The 14,682-nt window shown below is 60.7% G+C and carries 12 protein-coding genes; 5 read left to right on the top strand and 7 right to left on the bottom strand.

Annotated features, from left to right (window positions below; all coding sequences use genetic code 11):
- Nucleotide 1: 1 nt before the first annotated feature.
- Nucleotides 2-190, top strand: a complete 189-nt coding sequence (locus AC1PQG_RS21105; protein WP_481119711.1) for a hypothetical protein — start codon at nucleotides 2-4, stop codon at nucleotides 188-190.
- On the opposite strand, the gene AC1PQG_RS21100 is transcribed toward AC1PQG_RS21105, so the two are convergent.
- The gene (locus AC1PQG_RS21100; RefSeq protein WP_481119710.1) at nucleotides 187-618 is read right to left on the bottom strand and encodes a DciA family protein; all 432 of its coding nucleotides are present in this window, start codon (nucleotides 616-618) and stop codon (nucleotides 187-189) included. The genes AC1PQG_RS21105 and AC1PQG_RS21100 overlap by 4 nt on opposite strands.
- Nucleotides 619-761: 143 nt before the next feature.
- On the opposite strand from AC1PQG_RS21100, the gene secA reads away from it, so the two are divergent.
- The 3 genes from secA (at nucleotide 762) to argJ (ending at nucleotide 6,363) form a co-directional block, all read left to right on the top strand.
- Nucleotides 762-3,488: a preprotein translocase subunit SecA gene (gene secA, locus AC1PQG_RS21095; protein ID WP_481119709.1), complete on the top strand. Its 2,727-nt coding sequence runs from the start codon at nucleotides 762-764 to the stop codon at nucleotides 3,486-3,488.
- 106 nt (nucleotides 3,489-3,594) lie between these two features.
- Entirely contained in the window at nucleotides 3,595-5,034 is a 1,440-nt protein-coding gene (locus AC1PQG_RS21090) for an HDOD domain-containing protein (protein WP_481119708.1), read from the top strand.
- Nucleotides 5,035-5,124: 90 nt separating this feature from the next.
- A complete protein-coding gene (argJ, locus tag AC1PQG_RS21085; protein WP_481119707.1) occupies nucleotides 5,125-6,363 on the top strand; it encodes a bifunctional glutamate N-acetyltransferase/amino-acid acetyltransferase ArgJ in 1,239 nt (412 codons plus the stop codon).
- Nucleotides 6,364-6,383: 20 nt separating this feature from the next.
- Here the strand turns inward: argJ and AC1PQG_RS21080 are convergent, their stop codons facing one another.
- The 3 genes from AC1PQG_RS21080 to AC1PQG_RS21070 all read right to left on the bottom strand — a co-directional run bounded on the left by AC1PQG_RS21080 (nucleotide 6,384) and on the right by AC1PQG_RS21070 (nucleotide 10,073).
- Nucleotides 6,384-7,598, bottom strand: a complete 1,215-nt coding sequence (locus AC1PQG_RS21080) for an ABC transporter permease (RefSeq protein WP_481119706.1) — start codon at nucleotides 7,596-7,598, stop codon at nucleotides 6,384-6,386.
- A 9-nt stretch (nucleotides 7,599-7,607) separates the two neighbouring features.
- Entirely contained in the window at nucleotides 7,608-8,843 is a 1,236-nt protein-coding gene (locus AC1PQG_RS21075) for an ABC transporter permease (RefSeq protein WP_481119705.1), read from the bottom strand.
- A gap of 195 nt (nucleotides 8,844-9,038) precedes the next feature.
- The gene (locus tag AC1PQG_RS21070; RefSeq protein ID WP_481119704.1) at nucleotides 9,039-10,073 is read right to left on the bottom strand and encodes a PEP-CTERM sorting domain-containing protein; all 1,035 of its coding nucleotides are present in this window, start codon (nucleotides 10,071-10,073) and stop codon (nucleotides 9,039-9,041) included.
- A 486-nt stretch (nucleotides 10,074-10,559) separates the two neighbouring features.
- On the opposite strand from AC1PQG_RS21070, the gene AC1PQG_RS21065 reads away from it, so the two are divergent.
- The gene (locus AC1PQG_RS21065) at nucleotides 10,560-11,252 is read left to right on the top strand and encodes an acyltransferase (protein ID WP_481119703.1); all 693 of its coding nucleotides are present in this window, start codon (nucleotides 10,560-10,562) and stop codon (nucleotides 11,250-11,252) included.
- 17 nt (nucleotides 11,253-11,269) lie between these two features.
- Here the strand turns inward: AC1PQG_RS21065 and AC1PQG_RS21060 are convergent, their stop codons facing one another.
- From AC1PQG_RS21060 to AC1PQG_RS21050, 3 genes are all read right to left on the bottom strand, one after another.
- Nucleotides 11,270-12,466, bottom strand: a complete 1,197-nt coding sequence (locus tag AC1PQG_RS21060) for a glycosyltransferase (RefSeq protein ID WP_481119702.1) — start codon at nucleotides 12,464-12,466, stop codon at nucleotides 11,270-11,272.
- 125 nt (nucleotides 12,467-12,591) lie between these two features.
- Nucleotides 12,592-13,107 carry a hypothetical protein gene (locus AC1PQG_RS21055; RefSeq protein WP_481119701.1) on the bottom strand — a complete coding sequence of 172 codons (516 nt, stop codon included), beginning with the start codon at nucleotides 13,105-13,107 and terminating at the stop codon, nucleotides 12,592-12,594.
- Nucleotides 13,108-13,178: 71 nt separating this feature from the next.
- Entirely contained in the window at nucleotides 13,179-14,681 is a 1,503-nt protein-coding gene (locus tag AC1PQG_RS21050; protein WP_481119700.1) for a hypothetical protein, read from the bottom strand.
- Between the last annotated feature and the right edge of the window lies 1 nt (nucleotide 14,682).

The following is a 14,682-nucleotide window of genomic DNA, read 5'->3' as shown; positions in this document are numbered from 1 at the left end:
CTTGCTGATCCTGCGCTTCGTGGCGGTGCTGGTGGCGATCGGGATCGGCGCATCGGTGTTTGCCTTCATCTTCACGCGGGAACGGCGTTATCTGGTGTTGGGCTGGCGCCTGTTCCGTTACGCCATAATCATTGCACTTCTATTCTTCGCGCTGCTGGTCCTCGAGCGCGTGCTCGTTCCGTTCGTCTAACCCGTATTCTTCACGAAACGCTTCAGGGCCTTGGCCAGCGGTGAGTCGGCCGGAAGGCCGGCGGCTAGCTGGTCGAGTCCGCTGCGCGTCGAGTCGCTGATGTGGCGTGATGGCGGTGGGGGAGGGGCCGGGCGGTATTCCCGGACCGCAACCTTCACCTTGATGTCGCGGAGCAGCACGCCGGCCCGGGCAAAGTCAGTCAGCAGGCTGGGTACGGCCTGACGCAGCTTGACGGCCAGCCCGGCGCTATCCACATGTAGCACCAGCTCCTCCCCCTTCAGGTTGGCGACCTTGCAGCTGCGGGCCATGTAGTCGGGCAGCAGGGCGTCGAGCTGGCGCTGCAGGCGCAGGAGTCGGCCCGCATGGGCCTGCAGGCGGGACAGGGCGGTGCCGTTGCCGAGGAAATTGTCGATCGAACTGGTGCTCATGGGCTTGGATTTCCGGGATGCGCCCCCATGCTATGGAGAAGCTTTGTGTCGTACAAGCGGGCGCCGGTCCGCAGGCCTGTCACGGCCGCGTCCGGACGTCATGTTAGAATCGGCGTTTTGCCGCGTTTTCCCTTCCAAATCAAATGATCGCAGGCCTACTCAAGAAAATTTTCGGCAGCCGTAACGACCGCCTGATTCGCCAGTACACGCAAACGGTGCGCAGCGTCAACGCGCTGGAGCCGAAGATTCAGGCCTTGTCCGATGAGGAACTGCGTGGGAAGACCGATGAATTTCGCCAGCGCGTCGCGAATGGCGAGAGTCTTGACGCGTTGTTGCCGGAAGCTTTTGCTGTGGTTCGGGAAGCGGGCAAGCGCGTGCATGGAATGCGCCACTTCGACATGCAGCTGGTCGGCGGCATGGTTCTGCACGACGGCAAGATCGCCGAAATGCGCACCGGCGAAGGCAAGACCCTGACCGCGACGCTGCCGGTGTATCTCAATGCGCTGTCCGGCAAGGGTGTGCATGTCATCACCGTCAATGACTATCTTGCCAGTCGTGACTCCGACTGGATGGGCCGCATCTACCGTTTCCTCGGTCTGTCCGTGGGCTGCAACCTGTCGCAGATGCCCCACGACCAGAAGAAGGAAGCCTACGCGGCGGATATCACCTACGGCACCAACAACGAGTTCGGCTTCGACTACCTGCGCGACAACATGGTGTACGACGTGGCCGAGCGGGTGCAGCGCGGCCTCAACTACGCGATCGTCGACGAGGTGGACTCCATCCTCATCGATGAGGCACGGACGCCGCTGATCATTTCCGGCCAGGCCGAGGATCACACCGAACTCTACCTGCGCATGAACGCGGTACCGCCGATGCTCAGCGTCCAGGAAGGCGAGGGCGAGAACATCACCACGCCGGGCGACTACACCGTCGACCTGAAGGCGCACTCGGTGCTGCTCACCGAGCAGGGCCACGAACACGCCGAGCAGATCCTCGCCAACCTGGGCCTGCTGGCGGAGGGAACCAGCCTCTACGATCCCGGCAACATCCTGCTGATCCACCATCTCTACGCGGCGCTGCGCGCCCATGCGCTGTACCACAAGGACCAGCATTACGTGGTGCAAGAGGGTGAGGTGGTGATCGTCGACGAATTCACCGGCCGTCTGATGTCGGGGCGTCGCTGGTCCGAGGGCCTGCACCAGGCCGTCGAGGCAAAGGAAGGTGTACGCATCCAGGCCGAGAACCAGACGCTGGCCTCGATCACCTTCCAGAACTACTTCCGGATGTATGGCAAGCTGGGTGGCATGACCGGTACGGCAGACACCGAAGCCTACGAGTTCCACCAGATCTACGGTCTCGAGACTGTCGTCGTGCCGACCTCCCGTCCGATGATCCGCAAGGACCAGAACGACAAGGTATACCGTACCCTGAAGGAGAAGCACGACGCTATCGTTGCCGACATCAAGGAGTCGGTTGCCCGCGGACAGCCGGTGCTGGTGGGGACGACGTCGATCGAAAACTCCGAAGTGCTGTCCGACCTGCTGACCCGCGCCAAGTTGCCGCACAACGTGCTCAACGCCAAGCAGCATGCCCGTGAAGCCGAGATCGTCGCCGAGGCTGGTCGGCCAGGCATCATCACGATCGCCACCAACATGGCCGGTCGCGGTACCGACATCGTGCTGGGCGGCAACGTGGAGAAACCCATTGCGCTGATTCGTGAAGACGAGTCCCTCGCAGCAGCGGACAAGGACGCTCAGATCACCAAGCTGCGTGAGGAATGGAAAGTCCGCCACGAACAGGTGCTGACGGCCGGCGGCCTGAAGATCATTGGTACCGAGCGTCACGAGTCGCGTCGTATCGACAACCAGTTGCGCGGTCGTTCCGGCCGTCAGGGTGATCCGGGCGAGAGCCGCTTCTACCTGTCCCTCGAAGATCCGCTGATGAAGATCTTCGCCGGCGAGCGCCTCAATGCGATCATGGTGCGCCTCAAGATGCCTGAGGGCGAGGCCATCGAGGCGGGCATGGTGACCCGTTCGCTGGAAACCGCCCAGCGCAAGGTCGAGCAACGCAACTTCGATATCCGCAAGCAGCTCCTCGAGTACGACGACGTTTCCAACGACCAGCGTAAGGTGATCTACCAGCAGCGCAACGAGTTGCTGGAAAGCGCCGACATTGCCGAAACCATTACGGCAATGCGCGAGGGCGTCCTGCACGACCTGTTTCGCATCTATGTGCCGGTTGATTCCGTCGAGGAGCAATGGGACATCCCGGCGCTCGAACTGGCACTGGAGTCCGAATATCAGCTCAAGTTGCCGGTGGCCGAATGGGTCAAGGCGGAGCCCAATCTCGCCGACGAGGACATCCTGCAGCGCATTCTCGAGGCGGGCGCCCAGGCTTATGCGGACAAGGTTGCCCTGGTGGATATCAATGCCTGGCGTGGCTTCGAGCGCAACGTGATGCTACAGAGCCTGGACACCCATTGGCGAGAGCACCTGTCTGCCCTCGATCATCTGCGCCAGGGCATCCACCTGCGCGGCTATGCGCAGAAGAATCCGAAGCAGGAGTACAAGCGTGAAGCTTTCGAGCTCTTCGAGAGTCTCCTGCAGGTGGTCCGCACCGAAGTCACCAAGCTGCTGATGACCGTACAGATCCGCTCGGAGGCGCAACTGGAGGAGGCTGAGGCGCCGCCCGAGTTGGAGAACGTTCAATACCACCATGCCGATTACGACGAGGCCCTGGCGATCGCCAACCCGGACCGGGACACCGCACAGCCGCAGGTCAACCTCGCGCCCAAGGCGGGCCGCAATGATCCTTGCCCCTGCGGCTCCGGTAAGAAGTACAAGCATTGCCACGGTAAGCTGAGCTGAGTTAGCTTGATGTGGACTACGGGGCCGGCGTCATGCCGGCCCCGTTCGTTTACAGTCTGCCTCAAGATGGGCAGTCGGCGGCCGTTATGGGGCGAGAGGTGAGGGCATGAGTCAGAACGATCAGGATTTGTCTGCGTGGATTGAGCGGATTCGCGGGTGTGAAATGCCCGTCTTCGGGCATACGGTCCAGGCCCTGCGCGAGATCATGAGCGATGAGCGGGCGTCGGCGTCGGCGTTGGCGCAGGTCATCCTCAAGGATGCGCCGATGACGTCCAAGGTCTTGCGCCTTGCCAACAGCGCCTATTTCAACAACGCGCGCCAGAGCGTCAATACGGTGTCGCGAGCCATTGTGGTGCTGGGCTTCGATCCGGTTGCGGAACTTGCGCTGTCGGTGTCGCTGATCGATTCCCTGTTGAAGGGTGGTGTGCGTAGCCGTGTGCAGATTGAGATGGCTCGTAGTTTCCACGCCGCAGTGCAGGCGCGTTGGGTATCGGCGCGACGGGGCGACGGATCCGGTGAAGAGGTTTTTATCGCCGCGCTGCTGGCACGCGTCGGTGAAATGGCGTTTTGGTGTTTCGGCGGTGCGCACGCGCAGACTCTCGACCGCTGCCTTACCCAGTCCCAGATGCGCGAGGAGGAGGCGCAGCAGATCGTGCTGGGTTTTCCGCTACGGCATCTGTCGGTCGGCTTGGTCCGTGAATGGCGTCTTGGCAGCCTGGTGGCGGCGGCCCTGGAAGGGGATCCGCGCAGCCGCGGTCCGGAGCGGGCTGTCGTCCTCGGGCATCGGCTGGCCCGTGCGGCGGAAAGCGGCTGGGACTCTCCTGCCGGCAGGCAGGCCATCCGCGATGTGGCTGATTACCTTGGGCAAAGTGTCTCGGTCGTACAGGCGGAGGTGATTGCCAATGCCAATGAAGCGGCGCGGGTGGCCGGTACCTTCGGGGCGCCGGAGGCGGCCAGGATCATCCCGCATCGAGACCTGCCGGCTGAGCCTGAAGTGCCTGCGGTCGTGGTTCCGGCGGGGCCGGATGCCGGCTTGCAGTTGCGGATTCTGCATGACCTGACTGCACTGACCTTGAGCCGCGCGAGCATTGCCGACATTCTTCAACTGGTGCTCGAAGGCGTGTATCGAGGTGTCGGCTTCGAGCGCGTGGTTGTTGCCTTGCTGACGCCAGGCCGGAGTGAGCTGCAGGGCAAGGCTGCGTTGGGTGTTGGTGGCGAGAGCTTGTGCGCCCAGTTTGTGTTCCGGATGGACGGCGATCCAGAAGATGTGATCGATGCGGCCATCGACAGCGGAGTGGCTGGCTGGGTTACACCAAAGCGCAGTCAGAAGGAGATCCGTCGTCTGTTACGGGTGACCGCTTGTAACCACGCTTTTGTCGTGCCTTTCGGCATGGCCAATCGATGGATCGGCGTGCTGTATGCCGATCGGGGGGGCAAGCCACTTGACGATGAGAGCTGGCGTGCTGTCCAGCATTTCGCATTGCAAGCAAGCCTGGCCGTCGGGATGCGTGCGTCAGACAGCGATTATTCTCAGGCCAAGTGGTGAGACAGGTACAGGTCGCGGGTGCGCCGGTAAGGACTCCAGGATTATCATTGCGGGTCTTTATTCATCCGCACTTGTTTCCGGAGTCCTGTCATGCCCGTTCTGCTTTCTCCCCCTGATGCTGCAGCCCTCTTACCCGTTGCCGGTGTCCGTCTCGGTGTGACCGAGGCTGGTGTCCGCAAGGCTAACCGGAAGGATCTGACGCTGATCGAATTGGCGCCGGGTTCCCGGGTTGCTGGCGTGTTCACGCAAAACCGTTTCTGCGCCGCGCCCGTCCAGGTGTGCAAGGCACATCTCCCATCCGGAAACATCCGTGCGCTCGTGATCAATACCGGTGTCGCCAATGCCGGTACTGGCGAACCGGGCTTGGCGGCGGCTCGAGAGACCTGTGCTGCGGTCGCAGCGGAACTGGCTGTCGAGCCTGGTCAGGTGCTTCCGTTCTCGACCGGCGTGATCCTCGAGCCGCTGCCGGTGGAGCGGCTGGTGGCCGGCTTGCCGGGCGCCAAGGCAGCCCTCAAGGCGGATGGGTGGTACGACGCAGCCCACGGCATCATGACTACCGATACGGTGGCCAAGGCCACTTCCCGCCAAGTGCAGATCGGCGGCAAGACGGTGACGTTGACCGGTATCTCCAAGGGGGCTGGCATGATCAAGCCGAATATGGCGACCATGCTGGGCTTCCTGGCCACGGATGCAGATGTCGCCCAGCCGGTCCTGGATGCCTTGCTGAAGGAAGTGGCTGATCTGTCCTTCAATAGCATCACCGTCGATGGCGACACCTCCACCAACGACAGCTACATTCTCATTGCCACTGGCCAGGCCGGCAATGCCAGTATCGCCGATACGACGTCGGCAGACTATGCGGCCTTCCGCTCCGCAGTGCTGGACGTGTCGATCTGGCTGGCCCAAGCCATCGTGCGCGACGGCGAGGGCGCGACCAAGTTCATCACCCTGCAGATCGAAGGAGGCAAGGACCGCGAAGAATGCCGCAAGGTGGGCTACGCAATCGGCCATTCGCCGCTGGTCAAGACCGCCTTCTTCGCGTCCGACCCGAATCTGGGCCGAATTCTGGCCGCCATCGGCTATGCCGGTATCGGCGATCTGGATGTGTCGTCATTGCGTGTCTGGCTGGCCAGCAACGGCGAGGAAGTGCTGGTGGCCGAAAAGGGCGGGCGCGCTGCAAGCTATCAGGAAGAAGCAGGCGCACGAGTCATGGCTGCAGCAGAGATCACCATCCGGGTCGATCTGGGCCGCGGAGAAATTGCAGCTACCCTTTGGAGCTGCGACTTCTCCTATGACTACGTGAAGATCAACGCGGATTACCGCTCTTAACCGTAGTTGACGGCCCCGCGTCAGACGTTCTGGCGCAGGGCATCGACGACCTGTAGTCGGGTTACCTTGAAGGCCGGCAGGATTGAGGCCAGTACGGTTCCAAGGAACCCGACGCAGCCCGATGTCAGAAGCGTCATCGGCACGATGCGGATGAACGCGGTATAGCCCACGTTGGCATTCGGAGGCGGTGGCATGGGGATGCCGATGGCGGAGATTCCCAGCGCCGCCATTACGCCGAGAAAAACCCCGATCACGGCACCTGCGAGACCCAGGATGGCACTCTCGGTAAGGATCAACTGAATGATGTCCCTTGAGCTGTTGCCGAGCGCCTGCATGGTGCCGAATTCGCCCTGACGCTCGAAGACGCTCATATTGACGCTGTTGGTCACCGACAGCAGTACCATCAACAAGATGATCAACTGCAGAACGCCGAACTGGCGATCGTAGAGTTGAACCGTCTTTTCGTAGAAATCGGACAGGTTTTTCCAGCTGCGAACGTCGTATGGGCTGCCTTGGAGTTCGGCGCTCAATTCGGCAAGGACCCGGTCAGTATCCTGGGTCTTGTGTAGCGACACCACGAGCATGTTGGCGCCCTTTGTGAACATCAGCTCCTGGGCGGCAGCCAGGGGAATGCGGACCGCCCGTGCGTCGAAGTCCTTGGAGAAGCTCTGGAACACACCAATGACTTCAAAGTCCTGGGTGTTCATTGCGCCTTCCGCCGCCGACAGGACGAGCGTGATGCGGTCACCGGGCTTCAGTCCCAGTGTTCTGGCGACACCTTGGCCGACGAGGATGCCTTCGTGATCGCTATCCTTCAGGTGGCGTCCCTCGGAGATCATGATGAAGCTGCCGAGCTTGGTTTCCTTGTCCGGCTCGACCCCTTCCCCGATGATCGAAAGATCCCGTTTGCCGTTGTTCAGCAGGCCTGAGAAATAGATGCGTCCCATGACCTGATCGACACCTGCATGTTTCTCGATGCTGGAGGCCAGTTTGGCTGGCGTGTCGATGAGGTAGCGTTCGGGGGAGCGGGTGCCCTTTTCCACGAAATCCTTCTTGAAAACCTGCAGATGCCCGGTTTGCGAGTGGATGATGACCTCGCCCAGTTGGATAAAGGTGTCTTGCACGAAGCCGCCCGCCAGGATCAGGCCGATGACGCCGAAAACAATGGCCGCAAGGGTCATCGCGGTGCGGGTTTTTTGTCGGAGTACGTTGCGGAGCGCGAGCTTGAGATACATAGGCGGCTCCTAGCGCTGGTGACGCAGCGCGTCCACGATGTTCATGCGTGATGCCTTCCAGGCCGGGACGATGCTGGCCAGCAGTGTGGTGAGAACGGCCATGGTCATCGCTTCAGCGAGGATTCTCGAGTTGATGTTGATCTGGGCTGTGAATCCGCGAGCCATCCCCGGTGCCGGTGGCATGGGGATCCCGAAGTGGGAAATGATGGCTGCAAGGGTGGAGCCGATGGCGATGCCGATCAGCCCCCCGATAACGCCAAGCAATAGGCCCTCGAGCAGGAATGTGCGCAGCACCCCGCTGGCTTTGACACCCAGGGCCATGACGGTGCCGATTTCGCCTGTCCGTTCGATCACCGCCATCGACAGGGTATTGCTGATCGACAGGATAATGATGAATGCGATCAGCAATTCCACACCGCCAATTTGCCTCGACATCAGGGCAACGCTCTTCTTGTAGAAGTCGGCCAGCTCATGCCAAGCCACGAATTGTATATCGTTGCGTTGGTGGGCGGCCTTGGCTTGACTGATGAATGAGTCGGTGTCGTCGGTGTGCTTCAGAAGGATGAGCCAATTGGTGGCTCCGGTGACTTTGGATAGTTGCTGGGCAATTGGTAATGGTGCGCGCAGGAAGGCATCGTCGTAAGCTTTGGTGGATGTCATGAACAGGCCGCGGATCCGGCATTCGACGGCGCTTAGACTCCCTTTCTTGCTGGCGCTCAGCAGCACCACCGTGTCTCCGGCCTTCACGCCGAGATTGGCGGCCAAGCCTTCTCCGACGATGATTCCCTTGGGCTCGTCCGCGGAAAGCGCTTCTCCTTCGACGATGTGCAGATCCTTGCTGAGATCCCGTTCTCGCACGGGATCCACGCCTTCACCCGAAAACCCGATGCTGGCGTCCCCATGGCTGATCAACCCTGTGAAGACGAGACGGGGTGTGACGGTCAGGACGCCAGGGGCTTGGCTGAGTTGCTCGAAAAGCGGGTCGTTCTTTGGAAGCAGGTAAGAGTATGGATCAGCGATGCCCTTCTCGAAATAACCTGGGCGTACCACCTGGACATGGCCTAATTGGGCCCGGATGGTGGTTTCACGGATGTTATCGAAGATCCATTGGACGAATCCGCCCGCCAGCATGAGCGCGATAACCCCCCCGGAAATGATCGCCAACGCAAACAGTGAGCGCCGACGCTGCCGAATGACATTTCGGGATGCAAGTGTCAGATCGCGAAGGTAGATATCTAGCGACATGTTGATCGGGTGCGGCTTGTCGAGACGGAGATCGCCATTGTATAGACTCTGTGCATGACCTGATCAACCGCTGGGCTTGGGGCTGAGTCTCTTGCGGAGCTCATGGAGCGACATAAATGAAAAAGCCGCCCGGTTTGAACCGGGCGGCTTTTGAACTGCAGGAGAAAGCTGCCCTAAGGGCTGCCGCGATCTCTCTTAGGCCTTGCGGCGGCGCAGGGCGCCAGTCAGAGCGAAACCAAGGCCAACCAGGGCCAGGGAACCGGGTTCAGGCACCTTGTATTGGAACGAGGTGACGTTGGTCGTCTGGAACTGGAAGTCGCTGTTGCGGCTAAAGGTCGTACCGTCGTTCGCAGCAATAACGCCGTTGGTGTCGCCGAGGGCGCCACCGTATTGCGGCGTGTAGCCGACGATTTGGTCGGACGGGTTGGCTTGCGAGAACGGATCAACCAGCTGGCCGGTATCACTCACGTCGCCGCCGTCAACAAGGGACATCGACGTGATGTTGGTCTTGAAGAAGTTGCTATCGATAAAGTCACCAACCGATGCGCCGATGTCTACCACCAGCGAGCTTTGACCGTTACCCTGGATCGACTTGATACCAGGGGCGTCGTTGGCGCCGAAATGGTCCAGGTCGGTGATCGGGGTCGGATTGCTCGGGATGAGACCCAGCGAAACCAGCAGATCATTGATGAAGGTGGTGTTCTGGAAAGTTCCGGAGCCGCCGACGATCGTGCCTTGCAGGATCTTGATGCCGTCACTGTAGCCGGTGCCGGTGATGTCGTTGGCCGTCTGGACAGCGTTGTAGTAAATGGAAACCGTGCCGCTGATCGGGCTCAGGGAAATGTTGGCCGCCCCCACGCTGGTGGCAGTCGCAGCTTCCTGGAAGCTGGCCTGGACGGTCCATTGGCCGACCGGAGTGTAAGTGCTGGAAGAGCCACCATTGTTATACACAAAGGTGTTCAGCTGGGCTTGGTAGTAGCTCTGGAAGACAGCGGTGCCGCTGGACAGGGAGCTGTTCAGGGATGCGATCGTTTGGCCCGTGGAGCCGCCGGCGCCAACGGTGACGGCGTTACCGGCCAGCCAGTTCAGGGAGGTGACGGAAATATCGCCGAACGCACCACCGGCCCCATCGGGGTCGATGGTGACGGTTTGAGCGGAAAAACCTGCGTGCGCTTGGGACGCGGCCCCGATGACAGCCAGGGCTGCTGCGATTTTAAGCATTTTTTTCATGGAAGCTCTCCAGTTGAAAACGGTGTTGCGTAAAAGTTAGGCAATCTCTTTTGTTCATCGCCTTGCAAAGACTTTAAGCGAGAGCCGTGCCAGAAAAAAAATTCCATTTGTTTACAGCTGTGTAGATGTTTTGGGAAGGTGCAAGAGCGTGTGTCCGACGGAGGTTTGTAAAATTTTTCGACATGCTGACGACGTGCTGCCGGGCTAACAGGGACTGACTGCGAGCCCGCACGCTGGCGAGGTGCACGTGGCCTTGTACTGCGCCGTCAGCCGTCGCTTGTTCCCATCGGCCAATAGTCATTGGTATGGGTCATTGGTATGGCGTGTGTGCAGCCTTGCCGGCATGCGCTATCCTGCATGCCAGCGTGCTTGGTGCGGCGGTCCGGAGGCTCGGATTACCCACTCGGGTGAGAATGTTGGTGATGGGGCAGGTCAATTCGCCCGTGGCTTGGCCTCGTCTGACAAAGTGGGGTGGAAAGGAAGGCGATGCGCAAAGTTACTGTTTTACCAATTTTGGTTTTCTTTGCCTTGTTGTCTTTCCCGTTGCTGCTGACCGGAGGCTGTGCATTCCTCCTGATGAAATGGCTTGATGGCCGTTTTGGGGGGGAAATACTGCTCGCGCTGTTGGTGGTGTTCGTGTTTCTTGTTCTGACTGTGGTGGTCTATCGGGCGTATATCAGTCTTTTCCCCTTTCCTGAGGGGGAACTCGCGGTTGGGTCCGCGGAAGAGTTTCGTTATCTCGTGTACATCATGTTCTGGCTGATGGTCTTCTTGCCTGTCCTGCGCTTGTGCATCATTCCCGTGCCGCTGTCGCGGCTGGTCCTGATTGCATTGGGCGGCAAGGTAGGAGAGGGGACGTATTCGTCAGGACTTGTCTTCGATCCCCATCTGGTCAGTATTGGCGCCGGAACCCAGTTGGGTATCGATTGCCTGATCATTCCCCATGCGCAGGCGGCAGGGAAGCTGGCCCACCATCGGGTGTGCATTGGCGACAATGTGACGATTGGCGGCCGTTCCGTAATCATGGCCGGGGCGGTCATCGAAGATGGTGCCGTCGTTGGATTTTGCTCCCTGGTCACCAAGGGTACCCATATCCGGAAGGATGAGGTCTGGGGCGGGGTGCCGGCGCGCTTGATCCGAGCGGCCGGTACTACTTCAGGGCCCCCTGCAGATGCTTAGGTGATGCTGGGCCGTGGTCATGGGATGAGTGTCCTGATGGCTGACGACAGCTGGGTTCTGGGGTTGTAGCGGCTGATGATCCTGGCAAAGGCGGAAGCGTTTGATGCCAGTTCCGGGGCCGCGAGCATCTGCTTGGCTAGCATGCCAAGTTGCCCCCGGACGAGTGCGTCGTTGCGGATGATGGACCCCAGCCCGTTCTTTTCCAGGTAATGCATATTGAGGAACTGGTCCAGGTTTCTCGGTATGCCGAGGACGGGGGTTCCACAGGCGATGGCTTGGTATGAAGTGGGGCTCCCGCCGTTGCAGACCACGAGATCGGCGCGTTTTGCGGCCAGAGTTCCAGGTAAATACTCGGCGCTGAATACATGTGGATGGCTGGGCAGGTGTTTGGCTCCGGCCGTGGCAACCATGATCTGTGCGTCGGTACTGGTTAGTTGCCTGACAATTTCCGGTAATGAATTTTCATCACCAGAGCTGCCCAGGGTGAGGTAGATGATTGGTCGCCCAACGTCCAACTCATCCCACCAAGGCGGTAAGGGTAGGTCGGGAGCCCACTGGATCGGGCCTAGAAAAACGCCATCGGGCAGGTTGGCATCGAGCCCGTACACTTCGGGAATATCGCTGAACAGGGCAAGGTCCGCATCCGTGTAGATGTTGCGGAGATCGTGACCGAGGGATGGCAGGCCGTAATGGCTGCGTAGCGCGTTCATTGGTCGGCAGTGATAGGCGAAGGCAAATGGCCGTGCGATGTCGAAGAGAAGTTGGGAAAGGCCTATACCCAGATACCTGACCATTGGCAGGTCAGGTACGACGAAGCGTGGCGAGAAGGCCGGGCTCCAGTAGGCGTTTGTGATGGTTGCGTAAGGAATGTGCAGGCGACGTGCCGAGATCGAGAGCGTGATCCGGAAGTCCCCGATCACCATATCGGGGCGGTAAGTTGACAGTACTTGTTCGTCTTCTTCCGCGTATTGCAGCAGAGTGGAGAAATCGAATACCGGGCGCCCTTTGGCCAGATTGTCGATGAACTTCGCCTTGCCGGTGGGTTTGAGAAGATGGGTTTGGCCGGGGAAATCGTGCAGGAAGCGGGCGGAGTCCGCAGAGGCCGCCAGGATGACTTGGTGGCCAGCCTCCTGGAGATAGTGCGCCAGCTGCAGGGGGCGGCCCAAATGCGCCAGCGTGACGTCATGGGCCATCAACAGGATCTTCTTGGGCATCACGGCATGTCCTGGAAAGAAGTGAGGCTTGTGAGCCGTCGGCAAAATTCTGCAGGCTTGCGGCGCCTGATGTCCAGCGGGAGCGAGCCGGGGTGCGCGGTTCTCGTCTTCAGCCTCGCCTGTTTTTATTGGGAGCGCAGGGAAACAAGCATGAACCGGCATTCGACGTCCAGGCCTTGAGCTTGGCGGGGCTTGACATCGCCCATGTCGGGGGAGGCAAGACTGCATTGTTGTACGCTGGCCTTTCCGGTCTTCCGGATGGCTGCCAGCAACTCGATGAATTTCTCTTCATGGTCCACCGTGGCATGGATGCGTAGAGGGGTCAGAGCGATCAGCGCTGGCGGTGCATTCCGTTGCCGTTCATCCCGAGCGACATCGGGGCTGAATTCATAGTCGGTGACATCCAATCCCGGTCGTGCCGCCAGGGATTGGATGCTTTCGATCCAGCCCACCCGGTCGGGTGTCGTCGAAAGCTCTCCATGTCGGTAACGGGCCCATGAAGCGAGTGCGTCGTCGGTCATCCGGTTTGTCTTCAGTACCTGCTGGTAACGGGCGTCGAGTTGGGCGAGGCGCGATTCTGCGGCAGTGCTTGCCTGCCGGGCTTCGGCGTACCACTGAAGGGTGGCGACCTGTAGGGCCATGCCTGTGGCAACGAGAAGGATTGCAACCGACACGGGGCGCAGGAGTGGTCGGAAGCGTGGTGGCAGTGACCTCATGGTTTGGGAGCCGGAAATTCCAGACGGATGACGAGACCGGCTGCTTGTGCGTTTTTCTCGAGTACGGCGGGGCTGAGAGGCTGACTGGTCATCATTTCAACGGGGACGTGTTCTGTGTGCAGGTGGGCGTGGGGAATCGTGCCGAGTGCGGTGAGAATGCGCCGCGCATGGCCTGTCCGCTCTCGCGTCCCTTCAGGGGGTAGGGCGAAGTCCAGGGTCAGCGTCTGGCCTGACGCCGACGCCCCCTTTGTGGGATCCGCATTGCCATTGGTGCTCCAGTCGATCCTGCGTAGCACGAAGTCGGGTATCGGGCTCAGGGCGGCGGCCAACTGGCGCAGGGCAGGTTCGGGGCCTGAACTTGCCGTGTCCAGATGTTGAAGTGTCTCCAGGGTGATCTGGAGCTGCTCCAGTCGATGGGGGGGCGTCGGACTGCTCGCCGCCAGTGTCGTCAGGGCTTGTTCGGCGGCGTCGCCGCGGGCTTTGGCGGCTGTGCTCCGTTGCTCCAAGGATTGGATTTCCCACATGTTGGCGATGGCAAGTGCCGCGCAGGCGAGCAGGATGACGACTGCGGTGGCCTGGAGTGCCAGGCCGATCTGGTGAAGCTGGTGGGTAAGCAGGAATCTGGCGGGAGTTGCCTGCACTAATCGGGAGTGCCGGTGGAGCAACTGCAGCAGCATGGGCAGGCAGCCTTCGGCACGAGAGGCGGATTGGGACGTGCCTGGAAGAAGGTGGGCAGGATCCTTCAGGATGAAATGCAGATCGCCGTGGGGAATGGCGGACTCCAGCGCCGGGCTCATATCGTCTTGCGGCGGTGCCAGCAGATAGCACGTGCATTGCGTGTCATGGGCGACGAGACGTTGGTTCAGTAGGTGGCGGTGAGCTTCCCGGGCCTCGGCCATCCATTCGGAGAGCGGTGGAGTGAGGTGGGAGGGCACAGGGTGCAATCGGCTGAGCAGGAGCTTGCGACCATCAAAGCATGAAATTCGAAGACCGGCGGGTGTCTGCAGGGCCAGCAGGAATGTCCCTGGCGTGGCAGGAAGGTGGGGGATGGCGGTGGCTGCGAGAAAGGGCATGGGAATGAGCCGTTTCAGGCGGTGGCCATGGCGTTCAAGGATGGCGAGCCAGGGATCGATGGCCGAGGGGCGGTTCAGGGCAGCGAACAGGACGCGCTCCTCTCGCCTCCCCGATGGTTCGGGGGCGAGGTACTGGTGGGCTACGTAAGGTGTGTCGGGGAATAGCTGCGCCTGCCGACGTTCCCGTAAGCGCCTGCGGTCAGGGCCGCGGACATGGGGCAGGGTTTCGATCCTGAAGCGCTCATCGGGCAGATCCACGAGGAGGGTGAATGCCGTATTCACCGCGGATTCTTCCAGCCACTGTGAAAAAGCCTCCTGGCCGATAGCGTCGGGCGCGAACTGTCCGACATGTTCTGTCGTTCGTCTCCGCAGGCGATAGCAGTGCAGGCCGTCGGGCGTGAGATAAAGGAGTGGCGGGCGGGCCATG

Source organism: Zoogloea sp. GDB6 (assembly GCF_056724105.1).
Note: the sequence above shows the minus strand (reverse complement) of the source record. Positions and strands in the feature narration are given on the sequence as shown.

Bases quoted from the DNA above. Each gene is read 5' to 3' on its own strand.
- AC1PQG_RS21100 (WP_481119710.1), bottom strand. From the start codon at position 618: ATGAGCACCAGTTCGATCGACAATTTCCTCGGCAACGGCACCGCCCTG.
- AC1PQG_RS21090 (WP_481119708.1), top strand. From the start codon at position 3,595: ATGAGTCAGAACGATCAGGATTTGTCTGCGTGGATTGAGCGGATTCGC.
- AC1PQG_RS21080 (WP_481119706.1), bottom strand. From the start codon at position 7,598: ATGTATCTCAAGCTCGCGCTCCGCAACGTACTCCGACAAAAAACCCGC.
- AC1PQG_RS21075 (WP_481119705.1), bottom strand. From the start codon at position 8,843: ATGTCGCTAGATATCTACCTTCGCGATCTGACACTTGCATCCCGAAAT.
- AC1PQG_RS21055 (WP_481119701.1), bottom strand. From the start codon at position 13,107: ATGGCCCTACAGGTCGCCACCCTTCAGTGGTACGCCGAAGCCCGGCAG.
- AC1PQG_RS21060 (WP_481119702.1), bottom strand. From the start codon at position 12,466: ATGCCCAAGAAGATCCTGTTGATGGCCCATGACGTCACGCTGGCGCAT.
- AC1PQG_RS21050 (WP_481119700.1), bottom strand. From the start codon at position 14,681: ATGGCCCGCCCGCCACTCCTTTATCTCACGCCCGACGGCCTGCACTGC.
- secA (WP_481119709.1), top strand. From the start codon at position 762: ATGATCGCAGGCCTACTCAAGAAAATTTTCGGCAGCCGTAACGACCGC.
- argJ (WP_481119707.1), top strand. From the start codon at position 5,125: ATGCCCGTTCTGCTTTCTCCCCCTGATGCTGCAGCCCTCTTACCCGTT.
- AC1PQG_RS21065 (WP_481119703.1), top strand. From the start codon at position 10,560: ATGCGCAAAGTTACTGTTTTACCAATTTTGGTTTTCTTTGCCTTGTTG.
- AC1PQG_RS21070 (WP_481119704.1), bottom strand. From the start codon at position 10,073: ATGAAAAAAATGCTTAAAATCGCAGCAGCCCTGGCTGTCATCGGGGCC.